This window comes from Exiguobacterium sp. s149, assembly GCF_018618395.1.
Classification (GTDB): Bacteria; Bacillota; Bacilli; order Exiguobacteriales; family Exiguobacteriaceae; genus Exiguobacterium; species Exiguobacterium chiriqhucha.
Map to the genome: position 1 here is coordinate 50,058 of NZ_JACSLZ010000009.1, position 18,501 is coordinate 68,558.

Sequence of the window (18,501 nt, forward strand, 5' to 3'; positions counted from 1 at the left end):
ATTGTTAAGTAGGAACGCGTGATCTCTACTCTAACAGTTTGCCATCACGTCTCTTATTCCCTGCTTCGCGTAGAATGAACATGCATATCGGGCTCGAATGTACAAAATGATCAAAGTGGATGTTGGGAAAAAACTTACGGCTTCAGACCGCCGGCTGTCAGCGGTCCTTCGAACGTGATTGTATAGATGATGCGGGCGATGTCCTCTGCGGTTTCGGGACGGTCGTTATACAGCCATTCGTAGATGACCCCCATATGGGCCGCGGAAATATAAGACACGAGATAGTCGGCCGGCACAAGTGCTTTCGTCGCATCGAACAACACCGTCGGGGAGCGTTGGAAGAGCGCCGCGTGCATGTACGACCGGAGCCGGGCTTGAAACTGGGGGTCACCGTTCGGGCCTAGGAGCGGTTTCATCAAGATTTTATTGTCTTCGATAAAGCGGATGAACGGGACGAGCAGTTCATGAGCGCCCGGTCCGCGCTGGTCACCAAAGACACGCGGAATCTGTTTGACCAGTTTCCGTTCGGCCTCGTGAAAAATGACTTCAATCAGCTTCTCCATCAAGTCGAACTTATCCACATAGTGACTGTAAAATGTCCCTCGGTTGATACCGGCCCGTTCGGTGATCGCTTTCACGTTGACCGCCTCGAATCCATGCTCGTCAATCAACTCGAGGAAGGCGCTTTTAATCAATTGTTTCGTTCGTGTGATGCGTAAATCTTCATGTCCCATCTGAATATTCTCCTTTATCCAACACTTGAGTGAAAACTGTCTGATAACCGACACGATGGCCGATATTGCCGATTGTTGGGCTGTCGACTGAGGTCTATACTGAACCTATAAACCAACACGGTGTCTATTAATTCAGTGTACTCGAACAAGGCATCGAAAAGGAGAATGAATATGGATATTCAACTGAACGACATCAGTAAATCGTTCGGTGACCAATTGGCCATCGATCATGTCGGCTTTACCATCAACTCAGGCGACATTTGTTGCTTGCTCGGCCCGTCCGGTTCGGGGAAGACGACGCTCATTCGGCTGATGATCGGTGCCTTGGCCGCGGACAAAGGTTCGATTCGCATCGGCGAAACAAAGATGCCGAACATGGGCATGCTCCACAATATCGGCTTCATGCCCCAGAACGATGGATTGTATGACGACTTGTCGGCCGAGGCGAACTTGGAGTTTTTTGGCTCGATCTATAAACTCGGTAAAACGAAGCTCCAACAACGCATCACGGAAGTGCTCACGCTCGTCGATTTGACGGACGACCGCAAAAAGCTCGTCCGGAACTTCTCGGGCGGGATGAAAAAACGGCTCTCGCTTGCGATTGCCATCCTCCATCAACCGGACGTCTTGTTTTTAGACGAGCCGACGGTTGGGATCGACCCGATCTTGCGCCGGCAGATTTGGGATCAGTTTCAAGCGATTCGTGCGAACGGGACGACGATCGTCGTCTCGACGCACGTCATGGATGAGGTACTCGAGTGTGACCGGGCCGCGCTCATCTATAACGGCCGTTTGATCGCTTACGATACCGTCCCGCATCTGTTGGACCAGACGGAGAATGGTCGTGTCGAGGAACTATTCCTCATCGCCGGTCGAGAAGGAGGGACTGATCATGCGTAACTTGGCGAAACGCGTCATTTTTCAGACGCTCAACGATAAACGGAGTGTCGCCTTGATTTTGATCGCACCACTCTTGATTTTGACGCTCGTTTACTTCCTCCTCGGTGACTCGGATTACGTGCCGGTCGTCGTGCTTGATGAGAACGCACAAACGCAACTCGTCGAGGCGTTCGAAGCCGAGACACTCGACGTCCGGTTGGACACGGTCGACGACCCGTTCGGGTACTTGGAAGACAATAAAGACGTCGATGCGATCTTTGAAACTACGCAGGAAGGGACGACAATCACGCTCCGAGAACCGTCGACGAAGTCGTCGAAAGCGGTGCGAGAGATTCAAACGGCGCTGTCGGCGTTGAATCCGGCGGCTGATATCGAGATGAACTATGTATACGGGGAAGAAGGCCAATCGACGTTCGACTCGTTCGGCTACGTGTTCTTGTCACTGTTCTCGTTCTTCTTCGTCTTCATTCTATCCGCGATGGCGCTCGTCAAAGAGCGGAGCGGCGGCACGCTCGAACGGCTCCTGATGACACCGATCAAACGTGGCCAGGTCATCTTAGGGTATACGCTCGGCTACGGCGTGTTCGCGGTCGTCCAGTCCGTCTTCATCGTTCTCTATACGATTTACGTGCTCGGGCTGACATCGCTCGGCAATATCGGCTGGGTGTTTCTCGTAATGATTTTAATGGCGGGGACGGCCGTCTTGTTTGGCGCGACGATTTCGGTGTTCGCCCGCTCAGAACTCCAGGTCGTCCAGATGATTCCGTTCACGATCATTCCGCAAGTGTTTTTCTCAGGGTTAATCCCGCTCGACTTGATTCCATACGGCCTCGGCAACTTGAGCTATGTCATGCCAATCTTTTACGGGGCGACGGCAATCAAAGAAGTGATGGTGTACGGTAGTGGATTTGCCGGCATTTGGGGCTACGTGCTCGGTTTGATCGTTTACGCCGGTGTGCTCTATATGTTGAACATGCGTGCGCTTGGAAAGTATCGGGGGCATTGATGTCACAATGACAAAACCGACTCGTGGTTAGCGAGTCGGTTTTCGTTTATTTATAGGCTGCTTGCTTTTTGACCGATGTATTGCAAGATCGCCGATTCACCGTTATGGAGCGCGCCTTCATATCGTTCCACGGTCCCGTCGAAAAAGTGAATCGTCTTGAAGGCATCCGTGAGTGGGGCAAAATCGGCTGGTGTATAAAGCAGTTCTTTTTGTTTCGGACCGCCCGTCCTGTAATCGAGTTGCGCCTTGCTGTAGACTTCCGTCACAAAATAACCACCTGGTTTTAAGGCCCGTTTGACGCCTTCCAAGACGGATTTTTTCACGTTGTCGGGGAAATGTCCGTAAATACAGACGATGGCGTCATAGGTGTCTTTCGGCCAATCCGCAACGGCCAAATCGACGAGACGAGTATGAAGAGTGACCCCGCGACGTTCTGCTAACCGGTTTGCTTTGTCGAGACCGACTTGCGAGTAGTCCCACATGTCCACATTGACTCCTTGTTTCGCGAGCCAAACCGCGTTTCGACCTTCCCCTTCGGCAATCGCGAGCACGCGCATCCCTCGTTTGAACAGATGTGCCTGTTGCTTCACAAAAGCATTCGGGGCTTCCCCATATACATACTCATCCGTATTGAACCGTTTGTCCCAAGTTGACATGCACTATTCCTCCTTAACGGACGTAGAGCTTATACGTCCTCAAGTTTGTTCTTTCAGTTTACATGAAAAAAGCATCCGGGCAGATGCCCCGAATGCTTGTTAACGTTTAAGTAGTAAAGCGACGCCCGTCACGAGAAGTGCGAGTCCGCTAAACAATCGTATTTGGTTGCAAGTCACTATCCTTCACCCCTACATTCAATATCTTCCTCTAATCAGAATAATCTAAATCCTTAAAAAAGGGAACAAAAACCAGTTTCCTTACGTAAGATAGAAGTGAGGTGATTACGAATGGAGAAACAAGCACGGATCCGGACGATTCAACTGTATCAAAAAAGATGGATGCCCTTGCACGTATCGGTCGTCATCGCGGTCGGAGTCTCATTTGCGTTATTGGTCATGAACGAGTTTCAAACGGGTTATGGAATCGCCTTTGTGGCGGGGCTCGTTGTGTTGATCTATCTAGAATGGCGCGAGAGCCGATTCATGCAACGGTTGACGGACGAACGGACCGTTCAGAAGTTCATTCCTCGCACGTACGTTGGCCGCAACGCCGTCTCGTTGTTCGGGGCGATTGGATTCTACTTCTTATTTAAGCACGGGATGCAGTCAAACTTGCTTTTGTGGCTCGTCATTTTCATTGGTGCGATTGCTGCACAGGCAGCCACGACGATACATTACGAGCGGAAGATTCGACAGATTGACCCGGAGCATCCGAGTCGGCATGATTTGCGTTTCGCTAAATGATTAGATAAATAGTTAGTATGTGGAACTGGATCTTTAGGGATCAGTGCAAGTATAAAAGCGCGAAAGCTGCTTTTTTTTTACACCCAATAAGAAAAAGTAACCACCTGAAGTAAAATAATGTAATAAAATGAAGGTGAAAACACCTATTTTGTGGAATATTTTTAGAGATTAGGGAGGGATAGGATTGTGCAATATATCGCTCATATACGCGCTGAAGATGGAGAAATTCAGTCCGTTCATCAACATTTATTAGACACGAAATTATTAGCAGAGAGATGGGGAGACCCGCTTGGAATCTCAAAAGTTTGTGGTCTTGCAGCTTTGCTACACGATATGGGCAAGTACAGTGAGGCATTTCAACATTACATACGTCGAGCCGTTTCAGGAGAAAAGGTGAGGCAAGGCGAAGTGGATCATGCTACAGCGGGCGGACGTTTATTGTTCGAAACGTTAAAAAGAAAAATGCCAGAACAGTTATTGGGAGAAATCGTGAGTAACGCGATCATATCACATCACGGAAACCTCCATGATTATATTCAAGGTGAAGACTCGCCCTTTCTACAACGAGTTGAATTGAAAGTATTAGATGAATACGAAGTATGTAAAAAGCGATTCTTTGATGAAGTGATATCAGAACCAGACTTTATAAATTATGCGGAAGCGGCTTCTCAACAATTGATGAGTTATTTGGAACGAATCGGGCAGACGTTAGTAAACTCCACTTTTCTTACAAAATTAGTCTTCAGCATTTTGATCGATGCAGATCGAACAAATACAAGACAGTTTGAAGAGAAGGGGGTCGACTCCAGTTTAGTTGCTGATTTACAAGTGCTAAAAGAAAATTTAGAACGACATTTATCCTCTTTGAAAGACAATCGTTCAACTGTTTCCACGATAAATGTTCTTCGGCAGCAAATGTCTGAGCAGTGCATGCAGTATGCTGAACGACCGAGCGGGGTTTATACACTTTCGATTCCGACAGGTGGGGGCAAGACGTTGGCAAGTCTACGCTATGCTCTACACCACGCTTCTCATCATCAGAAAAAAAGAATTATTTATGTTGTACCTTTTACGACAATTATTGAGCAAAATGCTCAAGTCGCGAGAGCAGTTTTAAACACTGAAGAAATCGTCGAGCACCATTCTAATGTCATTCAATTGGATGATGCTTCGGAAGATGAAATGAGTTTACAGGCAAAATTGAATTTAGCGAAAGACAATTGGGACGCCCCCATCATTTTTACGACTATGGTTCAATATTTGAATACGTTCTATGCGAAGGGAAATCGCAATACACGTCGTCTTCATCATTTAAGTGAAGCGGTCGTCATTTTTGATGAAGTGCAAAAAGTTCCTACCAAATGCGTATCGCTATTCAATGAATCGCTTAATTTCTTAAAAGACGGACTAAGTTCAAGTGTGATTCTATGCACGGCTACGCAACCCGCACTAGATTTTGTTAAACATCGGTTAACGAGTGATGGAGAAATGATTCAAGAGTTACCGACCGTCATTGAAGCGTTTAAACGGACTGAAATTGAAGTTGTTCCAGACGGATTTGATACACATCGACTCGACTTATTCGTGCGAGACAAAGCCAATGTCCATCAAAGCGTATTAATCATTTTAAACACAAAGACAGTTGTACGTAAGTTATACGAATCCTTGAAACCCTCGTTTTCTGAAGACGAAGTATATCACTTGAGTACTTCCATGTGTCCGGCACATCGCAAAATCATTTTGCAAAAAATTAATCAACGACTCAAAAGTGGTGAACGAGTCATTTGCATAAGCACTCAGCTAATTGAAGCGGGTGTAGATGTGAGTTTCCAATGTGTTATTCGCTCGTTCGCGGGACTCGACTCAATCGCTCAGGCCGCCGGACGTTGCAACCGACATGGGGAAGTCGATAAGCGAACAGTTTATTTGATTGATCATGTTGAGGAAAGTGTCTCCAAATTAACGGACATTGCAAAAGGACAGGAGATTGTTAAACGATTGGTTGTCGATTTGGAGCGAGATTCGAACGCTTATGGCGGAGAGTTGCTATCCCAGCTTGCGATGCAGCGATATTTTCAAGAGTTTTACCAACTTCGCGAAGTTGATTTAGATTATCCAATAAAAGGTTCTACTTCTGAATCACTTGCGCCCATGCTGTTTAAAGGAGTTACAAATCAACATCAAGTGAGTGACACTCCTTTACTGTTGGTCGCTCGTCATCGAACAGTTGCTGACAACTTTCACGTAATCGATCAGCAAACAGACGACGTGCTCGTCCCTTATGGAGATAAGGGAGAAGAATTGATTGCACTCTTGAATGGCGACATCAATTGGGAAGATGCTCGAAGGTGGTTAAAGGAATCTCAACAATACACGATCAGCATTTATAACCATGAACGACAAGCACTTGAGCAAAGTGGGGGGATTGTTTCTTTGCTAGATGGTCGATTGCTCGCATTACAACCAACCGCATACGATGAACAGTACGGGCTAAATCTTTCTCAAGATTCTGAGATGCAAAATTTATTCATGTGATGAAAGGAGACCCTTATGCGAAATACGATTGAATTTAAAGTTTATGGAAATTACGCCTTGTTTACGGATCCATTGACTAAACTAGGTGGCGAGAAAATGTCCTATCAAATCCCAACGTATCAGGCTATCAAAGGGATTGTCGAATCGATTTACTGGAAGCCGACGATTGTCATGGTCGTCGATGCGATTCGGATTATGAACCCGATTAAAATGGAGTCAAAGGGGATGCGGCCAATTGAGTATAGTGGTGGGAATTCTCTAGCGCACTACACGTATTTGCGGGACGTGTGCTATCACGTTCGAGCGCATTTCGAATTCAATCCACACCGTCCTGATTTAGCGTTTGATTGAAATGAAGGAAAGCATTATGCCATTCTAAAACGTTCGCTGGAAGCGGGAGGTCGAAGAGATATCTTCCTGGGGGCAAGAGAATGCCAAGCATACGTAGAGCCCATTGAATTTAATCAAGGAGAAGGCTTTTACGATGGAGTGGATCTTCATTTCGGAACCATGGTTCACGGATTCAATTATCCCGATGAGACAGGGGTTAATGAACTTGCCGTTCGTTTGTGGCATCCAGTGATGAAAAATGGGGTGATCACGTTCACAAGACCAGAAGACTGTTCACTTGTCCAACCGATTAAAAACATGCAAGCAAAAACATTTACAGCAGACGATATTGAACCAGTAGATTTGTTGCATGAACAACTATAGGAGGTGATGGCATGAGCGTTTGGCAACAGCTATACGAGACATACAATCAACATCTCGATGAAGTAGGTAAATCAGAAAGTCGTTGGGAAGGAAAGACGTTCACGTTGCTTCCGATTTCTCATACGACACAAACAGCTCACATAACTGTCAACATAACCCCAAATGGCGAATTCCACACGGCTGAAGTGATTGAGAAGGGGGGCGGAAATACATTAATTCCAAGCACCGAAGATTCATCTAGTCGAGCAGGGAGTGTGATAGCCCCGTATCCGTTACATGACAAATTACCTTATGTGGCTGGAGATTATGAAGCATTTGGCGGAGTGTATAAAAAAGATAATGCGCATCAAGTATACATTGATAATCTAAAAAAATGGTCTGAATCCTCTCATGGATTTGATCGGTTGAAGAGTATCTACACGTATCTACAAAAGGGACGACTCATTGAAGATTTAGTGAACGAGAAAGTACTTTTTACAGAGACTGATGGCACGTTGAAATGGACGTGGAAGGATAAAGAAGACAAGCCGCAAATCTACTCCATAGTTACCGGTGGAATGGAAGGAGCGTTTATACGTTTTCATGTTCATTCATCAGAACAGCTTTATAAAGAACCATGGCATGATTCAGAGTTTTATCAATCTTTTATCGCTTACTATGCTGAACAGGCCGGGGACTCTACATTATGTTTTGTAACGGGAGAACAAAAAGTTGGTTCCACCAAACATGCGAATAAAATCCGTAATGCTGGAGTTAAAGCAAAGCTCATCTCAGCGAACGACAGTAGTGGGTTCACATATCGTGGCCGCTTTGATAAAGCCTCTGAAGCAGCGACGATTAGTTACGAAGTATCGCAAAAAGCACACAATGCACTTAAGTGGCTTATTCAAAGACAAGGGAAACTGATTGATCAACGTGTCTTTCTTGTCTGGGGGAGCCAAGTGACCGAAATGCCAAGTGCGGTTGATTCGACTTTTTCACTTGCTGCGTTGTTTAACGATGTGGAGGAGAAAGAAGTATTCGATACGAACCGAGACGGTGCACGAGCATTTTCTGACGCACTTATCGGTTATAAAAGAAAATTACCTCAACAAACAGTGAACATATTAATACTGGACGCGGCAACGACAGGACGCTTAGCGATTTTGTACTATCGTTCATTCGATCAAGAACAATACTTTAATCGACTCGAATCCTGGCACACCGAACATCCATGGGAATACGTTTACTTTGATCGTGAGAAAAAACGTCGAGTTTTCATCGGTGCGCCATCTTTGCACGATATCGCAACGGCGTCCTACGGTCCGCGGACTAACGAAAAACTAATAAAGGCCACTGTGGAAAGACTGATTCCGTGTGTAGTGGACGGGCGTGTCGTACCAGATGATGTTCGCCGATGTTTAATTCAACGAGCATCGAATCCGATGGGGATAGAAGCATGGGAGTGGGAGAAAACGTTACAAATCGCCTGTGGAATGATTAACAAGAAAGAAGGGATGAATGTGGCATTAGATTCAAATTTAAAAGATCGAGATTATTTATTTGGACGATTATTAGCACTTGCTGACTATTTGGAGCGGAAAGCATTAGGGAAAGAAAATCGTTCAACCAACGCGATTCGTTACATGAACGCATTTTCTCAAAATCCTGCACGGACATGGATGACGATTCAAAGTGCACTTCAACCATATCAAGCGAAACTTGGTGGGAAAGTGACCTACATTAACAAATTGATTGACGAGGTAGGATCACAACTTGATCCGAGTGATTTTACGAACAAACCGTTATCTGGTAAGTACCTTTTAGGTTTTTATAGTCAGCGACATGAATTGTACCAAAAACGTGAAGAAACAAATTCATCTAACGAGGAGAGTGTTGAAGCATGAACGTGCTAGATCACAAAATCGATTTTACCGTCATTCTGTCTGTTTCTAAAGCAAACCCGAACGGGGATCCGCTCAACGGTAACCGTCCTCGTCAAAACTATGATGGGTACGGCGAGATTTCAGATGTCGCCATTAAACGTAAGATTCGGAACCGTCTCCAAGATATGGGCGAGTCGATTTTTGTACAATCGAATGATCGTCGTTCAGATAGTTATGAGAGTCTGCGGGATCGCGCTGAAGGAAATGAAGAATTAAAGAAGTTGATGAAGGGCAAAGGGATGGGAGAGCAATTTGCACAAGAAGCGTGTGCAGCATGGATGGACGTCCGTTCGTTTGGTCAGGTGTTTGCTTTCAAAGGGGAGAAATCTGGAGTGTCCATTGGTGTGCGTGGCCCTGTCTCCATACACACGGCAACGAGTGTGGCCCCGATCGATATTACGAGTATGCAGATTACGAAAAGTGTGAACTCTGAGAGCGGCAAAGAACGTGGCTCTGACACGATGGGAATGAAACATCGCGTCGATCATGGAGTCTATGTATTGAACGGAAGTATCAATACGCAACTTGCCGAAAAGACAAATTTTACGAAAGAGGATGCTGAGAAACTAAAACAGGTTTTAGTGTCACTGTTTGAGAATGATGCTTCTTCGGCTCGCCCAGAAGGAAGTATGGAAGTGCATAAAGTATATTGGTGGGAACATAGTTCGAAATTAGGACAATATTCATCTGCGAAAGTACATCGGTCCATCTCAATAAAACCAACGACAGAAGAACCAAAAGATTTTTCGGATTATGAAATTCATGTTGCTACACTTGATGGTTTAGAGCCTGAAATTTTGGATGGATTATAAACAAGACGATTCCTATTTGTTGTTGTCGGGCATTCAACATTTTCAGTTTTGTCCGAGACAGTGGGCACTCATCCACATCGAACAACAATGGGAAGAAAACACTCGAACTGTTGAAGGACAGCATTTGCATAAAAAAGCGGATGATTCGCATGTGCGCGAAAAAAGGAAAGATCGACTAATTGTACGTGGGATGGCAATCAAGTCAGAAGCGTTGAACATCAGTGGACAATGTGACGTCGTTGAATTCGTCGAGGATTCGGCTGGGGTTTCTTTATATGGGAACCCTGGTCTGTATCGTCCAGTTCCAATCGAGTATAAGCGAGGGAAGCCGAAAGTAGGAAAAGAAGACGAGCTTCAGTTAGCTGCGCAAGCAATCTGTCTTGAAGAAATGTTCTTATGTCGAATTACTGAGGGATATCTGTATTATAACGAAACGAAGCATCGTCACCTTGTACTGTTATCGGAAACCTTAAAGTATGAAGTGAGAGAAATTATTAAAAAAATGAGTGATTATTATAAACGGCGACACACTCCGAAGGTAAGAACTGGGCCGCATTGTAAAAGCTGTTCGCTCCAAAATATTTGTTTACCAGAATTGATGGTTCGAGAAAGTGTTAGTGAGTATATGGAGAGGAGGCTTCGGGATTGAAAAAGATGCTAAATACGCTATTTGTAAACCAATCGGATGCATACCTTGCTCTTGAGGGCGGGAATATAGTCGTAAAGAAGGATGACGAAATTCTAGGTCGAGTGCCTCTCCACAATCTCGAAGGAATCGTTACATTCGGGTATACCGGTGCCAGTCCTGCATTAATGGGCTATTGCGCTGAAAACAATGTACCTTTGACGTTTATGACAAAGAATGGTCGATTTTTAGCACGTGTCATTGGAGAAAGTAAAGGCAATGTCGTGTTGCGTAAAACTCAATATCGCCAATCTGACTGTGAAATCCAATCTTCGCGACTTGCAAGGAACTTCATACTTGGGAAAGTGTACAACCAAAAATGGATACTCGAAAGGATGACTCGTGACTACCCGATGCGAATTGATATTACGCGTTTTAAAGAAACCTCCGCATATTTCTCAAAAAAACTAATTGAAATCCGGGAATGTGAAGATTTGGAGAGATTGCGAGGACTTGAAGGGAAAGTAGCGGTTCATTACAACCAACTGTTTGACGACATGATTCTTCAACAAAAAGAAGATTTCATGTTTAAGGGACGTTCGAGAAGACCACCGCTTGATCGCGTGAATGCGATGTTGTCATTCGCCTATAGTTTATTAGCGAGGGATACTGGAGCTGCCCTCGAAGCAGTCGGACTCGATGCATATGTAGGATTTTTGCATCGAGAACGTCCCGGACGGATTTCGCTGGCGCTTGATTTGATGGAAGAGCTTCGCGGAATTTATGCAGATCGATTCGTACTTTCGCTAATCAATATGAAAGTCATTCAAGCGAAGCATTTTATTCAGAAGGAGAACGGAGCTGTACTCATGACGGAAGAAGGACGTAAAGTTTTTCTCTCTTCCTGGCAGAAGAAAAAGCAGGAGATGATTCAGCATCCTTACTTAAAAGAAAAAATGATGTGGGGACTCGTGCCTTACGCACAAGCGTTGCTCTTGGCCAGGCATTTGCGTGGGGACTTAGAAGAATATCCAACTTTCCTATACAAGTGAGGGATGTATATGCTCGTTTTAGTGACGTATGATGTGAATACCATTTCACCTGGAGGCACGAAGCGGCTTAGACAAGTTGCGAAAGTTTGTCAGCAATACGGTCAGCGCGTACAGAACAGTGTGTTTGAATGCATCGTTGATCAAACTGAATTTACAGCGTTAAAGTTGAAGTTAAAAGATATTGTTGATGCGGATAAAGACAGTCTCCGATTTTATCGTTTAGGTAATCAACATGCCACAAAAGTGGAGCATTATGGAGCAAAAGAATCTTTGGATTTGGAAGGACCTCTCATTTTTTAAAGGGGAAGTTGTTTTTAGTGAGTGCGAACATGTAGTGCACAGTATTTTCTAGAAAGGTTCGCACCATTTTTTCAGCATATTCCTAGACAAGAGACTAATGGTTTTCAAGGTTTGAATCCTAAAAAGGATAATATTGTTTCTTATATTTATTTTTAGTTGGTTTTTTATTTGGAATCGGCTATCGCACCTCACGTAGGTGCGTGGATTGAAATTGCTCGCTCGTAGGAAGCCGTCTCGTAAGCCCTGATCGCACCTCACGTAGGTGCGTGGATTGAAATATCTTCATTCTAACGATGGTAGTTTCTATTATTATCGCACCTCACGTAGGTGCGTGGATTGAAATTCTTTGCATTTGTTACATATCAACCAAAAAAAGTTATCGCACCTCACGTAGGTGCGTGGATTGAAATCAAAACGAATGCGCGACCGAACTCGCGAAAGCGAATCGCACCTCACGTAGGTGCGTGGATTGAAATAATGAGGTGCAACCATGATCAACTACCGGGCAAATCGCACCTCACGTAGGTGCGTGGATTGAAATATCATAGATACATCTTCGCCGATTGTAGTGATCATCGCACCTCACGTAGGTGCGTGGATTGAAATTGTTTGCCATGGTCCAGATGCCACATGTCGTCAATCGCACCTCACGTAGGTGCGTGGATTGAAATTCCGTGGTCGCTGAGGAATGGCTTTCGGAGCACATCGCACCTCACGTAGGTGCGTGGATTGAAATAACCGACATTGTCATATGTCGCAACAAAAGATTCGATCGCACCTCACGTAGGTGCGTGGATTGAAATCCTTAGCGCCCGGCATGACCCGCAACTGGAAGGGATCGCACCTCACGTAGGTGCGTGGATTGAAATCTTCGGAAAGTGCTCCGGAAAATAAATCATTGTTATCGCACCTCACGTAGGTGCGTGGATTGAAATGCCGTCTTGACCCCCGAAAAGATAACTCGAGCGCCATCGCACCTCACGTAGGTGCGTGGATTGAAATAACCGTCCACGTATGGATGCAGAACGTCAGAAAGCATCGCACCTCACGTAGGTGCGTGGATTGAAATTGGTCGGTGCGTTCGGTGGCATCATCACCGCTCATCGCACCTCACGTAGGTGCGTGGATTGAAATACCTCGTCATCGCATAATCAAACAAACATCGGGATCGCACCTCACGTAGGTGCGTGGATTGAAATGAAACCGCTCTCGGCGACGACGGCATCCTCAACATCGCACCTCACGTAGGTGCGTGGATTGAAATGATGCGTTTATGAATGAACTTCTGTCCGCCGACAATCGCACCTCACGTAGGTGCGTGGATTGAAATACCATCTGGAACAGGTTCGACAGGTTCGGTCGAATCGCACCTCACGTAGGTGCGTGGATTGAAATTTTGGTTGGTATTGTCAATTGGCTGATTGACGCTATCGCACCTCACGTAGGTGCGTGGATTGAAATCAACTGGAAAACGTTTCCCGAGGGATTACTTACAATCGCACCTCACGTAGGTGCGTGGATTGAAAAGTCATGATCGGTACCATAAGCATTGACATTTTTAAATGGTTTACATCGTTATACAGGAAAATGGACGAACCTCTGAAGAGACTCGTCCATTTTCCCGTACATTAATTTCTTGTCTGTTTAGTTTGCGCGTTTCAGTTCTTTGTTTATATCTTCTTGTTTGAAATCAAGGTTTCGTACATCGACCCGTTTCACGAAGAAGGCGAGGACGAGCGCCAAAATATTCATCCCGAGGGCGACATAGAACGAATACTGAATCCCTGAGAGCAACGCTTGTTGCGTCAATGCGCCCATCGCACTTTCGGTAAGTGTCGCTGGGTCGACGCCGGTCATGAGCGATTCGGCTTCGGTCCGTGTCACCGAGTTCATGACGGTGATAAGGATGGCCGTACCGATCGCACCCGACACTTGTTGGGCAGTGTTGTTGATGGCAGTCCCGTGCGGGTTGAGATGCGTTGGCAACTGATTAAGACCGTTAGTTAAAATCGGCATCATGACCATCGACATCCCGAACATGCGAAGCGTGTACGTCGTCACGATGTACGTGTACGTCGAATCGAGTTGGACGTTGGCGAGCATGTATGTCGAGATCGCGGTAATCGTGAGACCTGTGATCGAGAGTAACTTCGGTCCGAACTTATCGAACAGTTTCCCTGTGATCGGTGACATGATCCCCATAATGATCGCACCCGGTAACAACATGAGCCCCGAGTCGAGCGGTGAGATGCCGCGGACGCTCTGGACGTAAGCCGGTGTCAAAATCATCCCCGAGAACATGGCGACGGCGTTGACGACCGCGATGATCGAGGCGAGCGCGAACATTGGATATTTATATGCCCGTAGGTCGAGCAGTGGTTTCTCCATGTTGAGCTGACGGATGACGAAGGCGATCAGTGCGACGAATCCGACAATCATCGTCGTCAAGACGATTGGGTTATCCCAACCATCCGAACTCGCTGAGCTGACACCATACAAGACGCCACCGAAACCGATTGTCGATAGGACGAGCGATAGATAGTCGAGCGATTGCTCTTTATTTTGCACCATGACGTTCTCGGCTTTCCAAATGGCAAGCCCGAGCCCGATGATGGCGAGCGGGAGAATCATCTCGAACAAGACGCGCCAGTCGTAGTATTCGACGATGTAGCCCGAGAGTGTCGGACCGATGGCTGGTGCTGAAATCATGACGAGACCGAAAATCCCCATCGCCGTTCCACGTTTTTCACGCGGGAAACTGACGAGCATGACGTTCATCAAGAGCGGTCCCATCGTCGACGCCCCGACCGCTTGAATCATCCGACCGGCTAGTAAGACACCGAAATTCGGAGAGAAAGCGGCGATGGCCGTCCCGAGAGCGAAAATCGCCATCGACGTGATGAAGAGGCTCCGGTTTGAGAACCGGGTGATCAAGTAGGCCGATGCCGGGACGAGTACGCCCGTCACGAGCATAAAGCCGGTCGCGAGCCATTGGACCGTCGAGTAGTCGGCGATTTCTAAGTCGACCATGATCGATGGGAGCGCGACGTTCAATAATGAGTTGTTCAGGAAGGCGATGAACGCCCCTGCAAAGAGAACCGCGAGCATGAGGTACGGCGGTTTCTTTTGGAATTCTGGTTTCATACGAGTTGCTCCTTTATGTTCTGAATAGTTATATACTAGTAAGTGTCGATGTGATGATTTTATACCCGTTGTACAAATAAATCAACCATTTTGTACTGCCAGTTCAAAATGATATACTTAAGGTACAAAACAAGCAGAACGGAGCCATGATTCTATGAAAGATAAGAAACGCAAAGTCGCTGATGTCGCCATGAACCTGTTCATCGAGAACGGGGTGCAGCAGACGTCGGTTCAAGAAATTATCGAGCGGGCCAATATCTCGAAAGGGACGTTCTACAACTATTTCGCCTCGAAGACGGACTGTGTCGCCAACATTCTCGAAAACTTGCGCTATGACGCCGGCCAACGCCGAATCGAGATGCAGATGGGACGGGACAAACGGGACAAGGACGTCTTCATTGAACAGATCTCGATTTTGATTCAATTGAATGAAGAGCGGAACTTGCACGCCTTGTTCGAGTCGATCATGTCGGCAAACGAGCCAGAGTTGAAGAAGCTAGTCTTGCAACATCGCGTCTATGAGATTGAGTGGCTCGCGATGCGTTTGACTGAGATTATTGGCGAACCGATTCGTCCGTATTCGGTCGAATTGACCGTACTCTTCAATGGGATGTTACAGCATGTCATGTTCACGCTCCGCATCACGAATACGGCGTACTCGATTCAAAAGTTGGTGCGAAACTTATACGCTTACGTGGAACTGATGGCAAACCGTATGATCGAGACAGGGGAGCACATTCTAAACCCGGTCACAGTTGATCAAATGCGCGGGACGACCGATAAAAATCTCGTCACGAAAGACGAATTGATTGAGATGGCGGAACGAATTCACGCGCATGTCAAGATGACTGAAGAACAAGAGGATTTGTTTGAGGCGATTACGTATGAGTTGCACCAAGACCGGCTCCGGAAAATCGTCATCGAGCAATTGCTCAAACCGTTCCAACGTCTGTTTAAAGGCGTGACCGGGGAGACGGAAGTGCAGAAATTTACGAATCTCGTTTGGCTGTATACACGAACACACTGACGACAAAAAGTAGGTCGATGCAGTAGTATAGAAGAAACACGGTACGAAAATAAATCTCAAAATATTCCACGAAAAAGAATTGATTCCTACAAATTCGTGCGCTACAATCAAATTACCGAAAGCGCTTTCGGGAAGAGGAGACTGACATGGGTACGATTTATGATTTAGCAAAAAAAACGGGCTTTTCGATTACGACCGTCTCTAAAGCGTTGAATAACTATAAAGACGTCAGCGAAAAGACGAGAGCCAAAATATTAAAAGCCGCGGCTGAGATGGACTATCTGCCGAACGCGCACGCGCAGTCGTTATCGACGAAAAAGTCGTGGGCGATCGGGGTCATGTTCTCAGAAGCGAACGAAGTCGGAATGAAGCATCCGTTCTTCAATGGCATCATTGAAAGTTTCCGTCACGCCACCGAGGAACACGGATATGATTTAATCTTCGCCTCGCGTAACCTCCGCAACCGCGACATGAGTTACCTCGAGCACTTCAAACACCGAGCGGTCGACGGCATTGTCGTCATTTGCTCGGACCGGATGGATGAACAAGTACAAGAACTCATGCAAAGCGACATCCCGATTGTCGTGGTCGATATGGACAGCGCCAACTGTAGCGTCGTCTATTCGGACAACGCGGAAGGGGCCCGCATGGCTGTGAACTACTTGTATGAGTTAGGCCATCGCGCCATCGCACATATCGCCGGAGATTCGTCGATTGACGCTGGAGCGGCCCGGGTGAAAGGGTACGAGCTCGCCATGCAAACGCTCGACTTGCCGATTCAGCCAGGATACTTGGTGAACGCCGGGTTCTTCTCGGTCGAAGAAGGCAAGCAGGCGATGGAGAAGTTGTTACAATTGGCGTCACCGCCGACGGCTGTCTTTGTGGCAGGCGATCAAATGGCAATCGGGGCAATCGAAGCCGTCCATGAACACGGTCTCCGGGTCCCGGAAGACATCTCGATTATCGGCTACGATGACATCGAGATGATCAAGTACATCACGCCGAAACTGACGACAATCCGGCAAGACACGGACGAAATCGGAGAGGCGGCGGCCGAGCTGTTGATTGAACAGATGACGGCCAAAGAACGACGCACGGAACGACGCGTCATCCCAGTCCGCTTGATTGAACGGGCGTCATGCGCACCGATTAAAAAGTAAACAAGTCACGATGATCTTTCGAAGTCGCTCTGTTCGCTTCAGCGGAATGGAGAGAAGAGAGCGATTTCGAAAATCATCCACCCTAAATCGAAACCGCTTTCGATATTTTATTTCAATATTTTCGAAAGCGCTTTCGACAAATTATTACCTCTTATTGTAAACGCTTTCTAAAACACTTAAAAGGATGGGTTCACACATGCGAAAAAATTAGTCAGCTTACTCTCGATCGGAGCACTATCAGTCGGCGTCTTAGGCGCGTGCTCAAACGACGAAGGATCTTCAGAAGCGACAGGCGGCAAAGACGACGTACTTAAAGTTTGGTCGTTCACGGACGAGCTTAAAGAGCCAATCAAAACATACGAAGAGAAGAACGGCGTTAAGGTTGAATTGACAATCGTTCCAATCGCGAACTATCCGACAAAACTTAAGCCGGCACTTGAAAGCGGCGTTGGGGCACCGGACGTCTTCACAGGAGAAATCGCGTTCCTCAAGCAATGGGTTGACGCAGGATACTGGGAAAACCTTTCAGACGAGCCTTATAACGTCGACGATATCTCAGACGATTACATCCCTTACGTCTTCGACCTCGGGAAAGATAAAGATGGCAACGTGCGCGCGCTTTCTTGGCAAACGACACCAGGTAGCGTCTACTACAAACGTAGCTTAGCGAAAGAAGTGCTCGGTACGGACGATCCGGCTGAAATCGGCAACATGATGAGCTCGATGGACGGCATCTTCGAAGTTGCAGAGAAGATGAAGCAAAAAGGCTACAAAATGTTCCCGGACGAAGGCGCGATTCGTTGGTTCTCACAAGGCGCAAACCCAGAAGCATGGGTAAACGACAAGAACGAACTCGTGTTGACAGAAGACAAGATCAACTACATGGACTACGCGAAAGAACTTCGTGAGAAACAATACACGGCACTCGCTCCAGAATGGTCACCATCTTGGTTCGAAGGGATGTCGAAGCCGATCAAAGTGAAAGAAGACGGCAAAGAAGTGGAAACACAAGTCTTCTCTTACGTCCTTCCGACATGGGGTCTCCACAGCGTCTTGAAAGACAGCGCGAAATGGTACGCAGGCGTCATCGCGGACCAGAAAGCCAAACACGCGGATAGCGTCGAGGCGTAAGCTGGATCCATCCCTGCCGCTACAGGGGTGGATTTT

Annotated in this window: 15 protein-coding genes, 1 pseudogene and 1 CRISPR repeat array; of the genes and pseudogenes, 13 read left to right on the forward strand and 3 right to left on the reverse strand. The window is 46.6% G+C overall.

Going from position 1 to position 18,501, the window contains the following annotated elements; translation table 11 throughout:
- Positions 1-134: 134 nt before the first annotated feature.
- A complete protein-coding gene (locus KNP81_RS12085) occupies positions 135-734 on the reverse strand; it encodes a TetR/AcrR family transcriptional regulator (protein WP_214720118.1) in 600 nt (199 codons plus the stop codon).
- Between the two features lie 171 nt (positions 735-905).
- Between KNP81_RS12085 and KNP81_RS12090 the strand changes: the two genes are divergently transcribed.
- Both KNP81_RS12090 and KNP81_RS12095 read left to right on the forward strand, forming a co-directional pair.
- Positions 906-1,634: an ABC transporter ATP-binding protein gene (locus tag KNP81_RS12090; protein ID WP_214720119.1), complete on the forward strand. Its 729-nt coding sequence runs from the start codon at positions 906-908 to the stop codon at positions 1,632-1,634.
- Positions 1,627-2,640: an ABC transporter permease gene (locus KNP81_RS12095; protein ID WP_214720120.1), complete on the forward strand. Its 1,014-nt coding sequence runs from the start codon at positions 1,627-1,629 to the stop codon at positions 2,638-2,640. The genes KNP81_RS12090 and KNP81_RS12095 overlap by 8 nt, the downstream gene beginning before the upstream one ends.
- A gap of 50 nt (positions 2,641-2,690) precedes the next feature.
- Here the strand turns inward: KNP81_RS12095 and KNP81_RS12100 are convergent, their stop codons facing one another.
- Complete coding sequence (locus KNP81_RS12100) at positions 2,691-3,296, reverse strand: SAM-dependent methyltransferase (protein WP_214720121.1); 606 nt, start codon at positions 3,294-3,296, stop codon at positions 2,691-2,693.
- A 288-nt stretch (positions 3,297-3,584) separates the two neighbouring features.
- On the opposite strand from KNP81_RS12100, the gene KNP81_RS12105 reads away from it, so the two are divergent.
- From KNP81_RS12105 to cas2, 8 genes and pseudogenes are all read left to right on the forward strand, one after another.
- A complete protein-coding gene (locus tag KNP81_RS12105) occupies positions 3,585-4,040 on the forward strand; it encodes a hypothetical protein (RefSeq protein ID WP_214720122.1) in 456 nt (151 codons plus the stop codon).
- 186 nt (positions 4,041-4,226) lie between these two features.
- Complete coding sequence (cas3, locus tag KNP81_RS12110; RefSeq protein ID WP_214720123.1) at positions 4,227-6,575, forward strand: CRISPR-associated helicase Cas3'; 2,349 nt, start codon at positions 4,227-4,229, stop codon at positions 6,573-6,575.
- A gap of 15 nt (positions 6,576-6,590) precedes the next feature.
- Positions 6,591-7,289 (forward strand): annotated as a pseudogene (gene cas5c / locus KNP81_RS12115) (type I-C CRISPR-associated protein Cas5c).
- 11 nt (positions 7,290-7,300) lie between these two features.
- Complete coding sequence (cas8c, locus tag KNP81_RS12120; protein ID WP_214720124.1) at positions 7,301-9,175, forward strand: type I-C CRISPR-associated protein Cas8c/Csd1; 1,875 nt, start codon at positions 7,301-7,303, stop codon at positions 9,173-9,175.
- Entirely contained in the window at positions 9,172-10,026 is an 855-nt protein-coding gene (gene cas7c / locus KNP81_RS12125) for a type I-C CRISPR-associated protein Cas7/Csd2 (protein ID WP_214720125.1), read from the forward strand. The genes cas8c and cas7c overlap by 4 nt, the downstream gene beginning before the upstream one ends.
- Complete coding sequence (gene cas4 / locus KNP81_RS12130; protein WP_214720126.1) at positions 10,016-10,675, forward strand: CRISPR-associated protein Cas4; 660 nt, start codon at positions 10,016-10,018, stop codon at positions 10,673-10,675. The genes cas7c and cas4 overlap by 11 nt, the downstream gene beginning before the upstream one ends.
- Positions 10,672-11,703 carry a type I-C CRISPR-associated endonuclease Cas1c gene (gene cas1c, locus KNP81_RS12135; protein ID WP_214720127.1) on the forward strand — a complete coding sequence of 344 codons (1,032 nt, stop codon included), beginning with the start codon at positions 10,672-10,674 and terminating at the stop codon, positions 11,701-11,703. Before cas4 ends, cas1c begins: the two co-directional genes overlap by 4 nt.
- Positions 11,704-11,712: 9 nt before the next feature.
- Entirely contained in the window at positions 11,713-12,003 is a 291-nt protein-coding gene (gene cas2 / locus KNP81_RS12140) for a CRISPR-associated endonuclease Cas2 (RefSeq protein ID WP_214720128.1), read from the forward strand.
- A 180-nt stretch (positions 12,004-12,183) separates the two neighbouring features.
- A CRISPR array of direct repeats spans positions 12,184-13,530; the repeat unit is 32 nt; unit sequence ATCGCACCTCACGTAGGTGCGTGGATTGAAAT.
- A gap of 117 nt (positions 13,531-13,647) precedes the next feature.
- Here the strand turns inward: cas2 and KNP81_RS12145 are convergent.
- A complete protein-coding gene (locus tag KNP81_RS12145; protein ID WP_214720129.1) occupies positions 13,648-15,147 on the reverse strand; it encodes an MDR family MFS transporter in 1,500 nt (499 codons plus the stop codon).
- A 154-nt stretch (positions 15,148-15,301) separates the two neighbouring features.
- On the opposite strand from KNP81_RS12145, the gene KNP81_RS12150 reads away from it, so the two are divergent.
- The 3 genes from KNP81_RS12150 (at position 15,302) to KNP81_RS12160 (ending at position 18,465) form a co-directional block, all read left to right on the forward strand.
- Entirely contained in the window at positions 15,302-16,174 is an 873-nt protein-coding gene (locus KNP81_RS12150; protein ID WP_214720130.1) for a TetR/AcrR family transcriptional regulator, read from the forward strand.
- A gap of 146 nt (positions 16,175-16,320) precedes the next feature.
- Positions 16,321-17,334, forward strand: coding sequence for a LacI family DNA-binding transcriptional regulator (locus KNP81_RS12155; protein WP_214720131.1), 1,014 nt, complete (start codon positions 16,321-16,323; stop codon positions 17,332-17,334).
- 348 nt (positions 17,335-17,682) lie between these two features.
- The gene (locus KNP81_RS12160; RefSeq protein ID WP_353048092.1) at positions 17,683-18,465 is read left to right on the forward strand and encodes an ABC transporter substrate-binding protein; all 783 of its coding nucleotides are present in this window, start codon (positions 17,683-17,685) and stop codon (positions 18,463-18,465) included.
- The last annotated feature ends 36 nt before the right edge of the window (positions 18,466-18,501 follow it).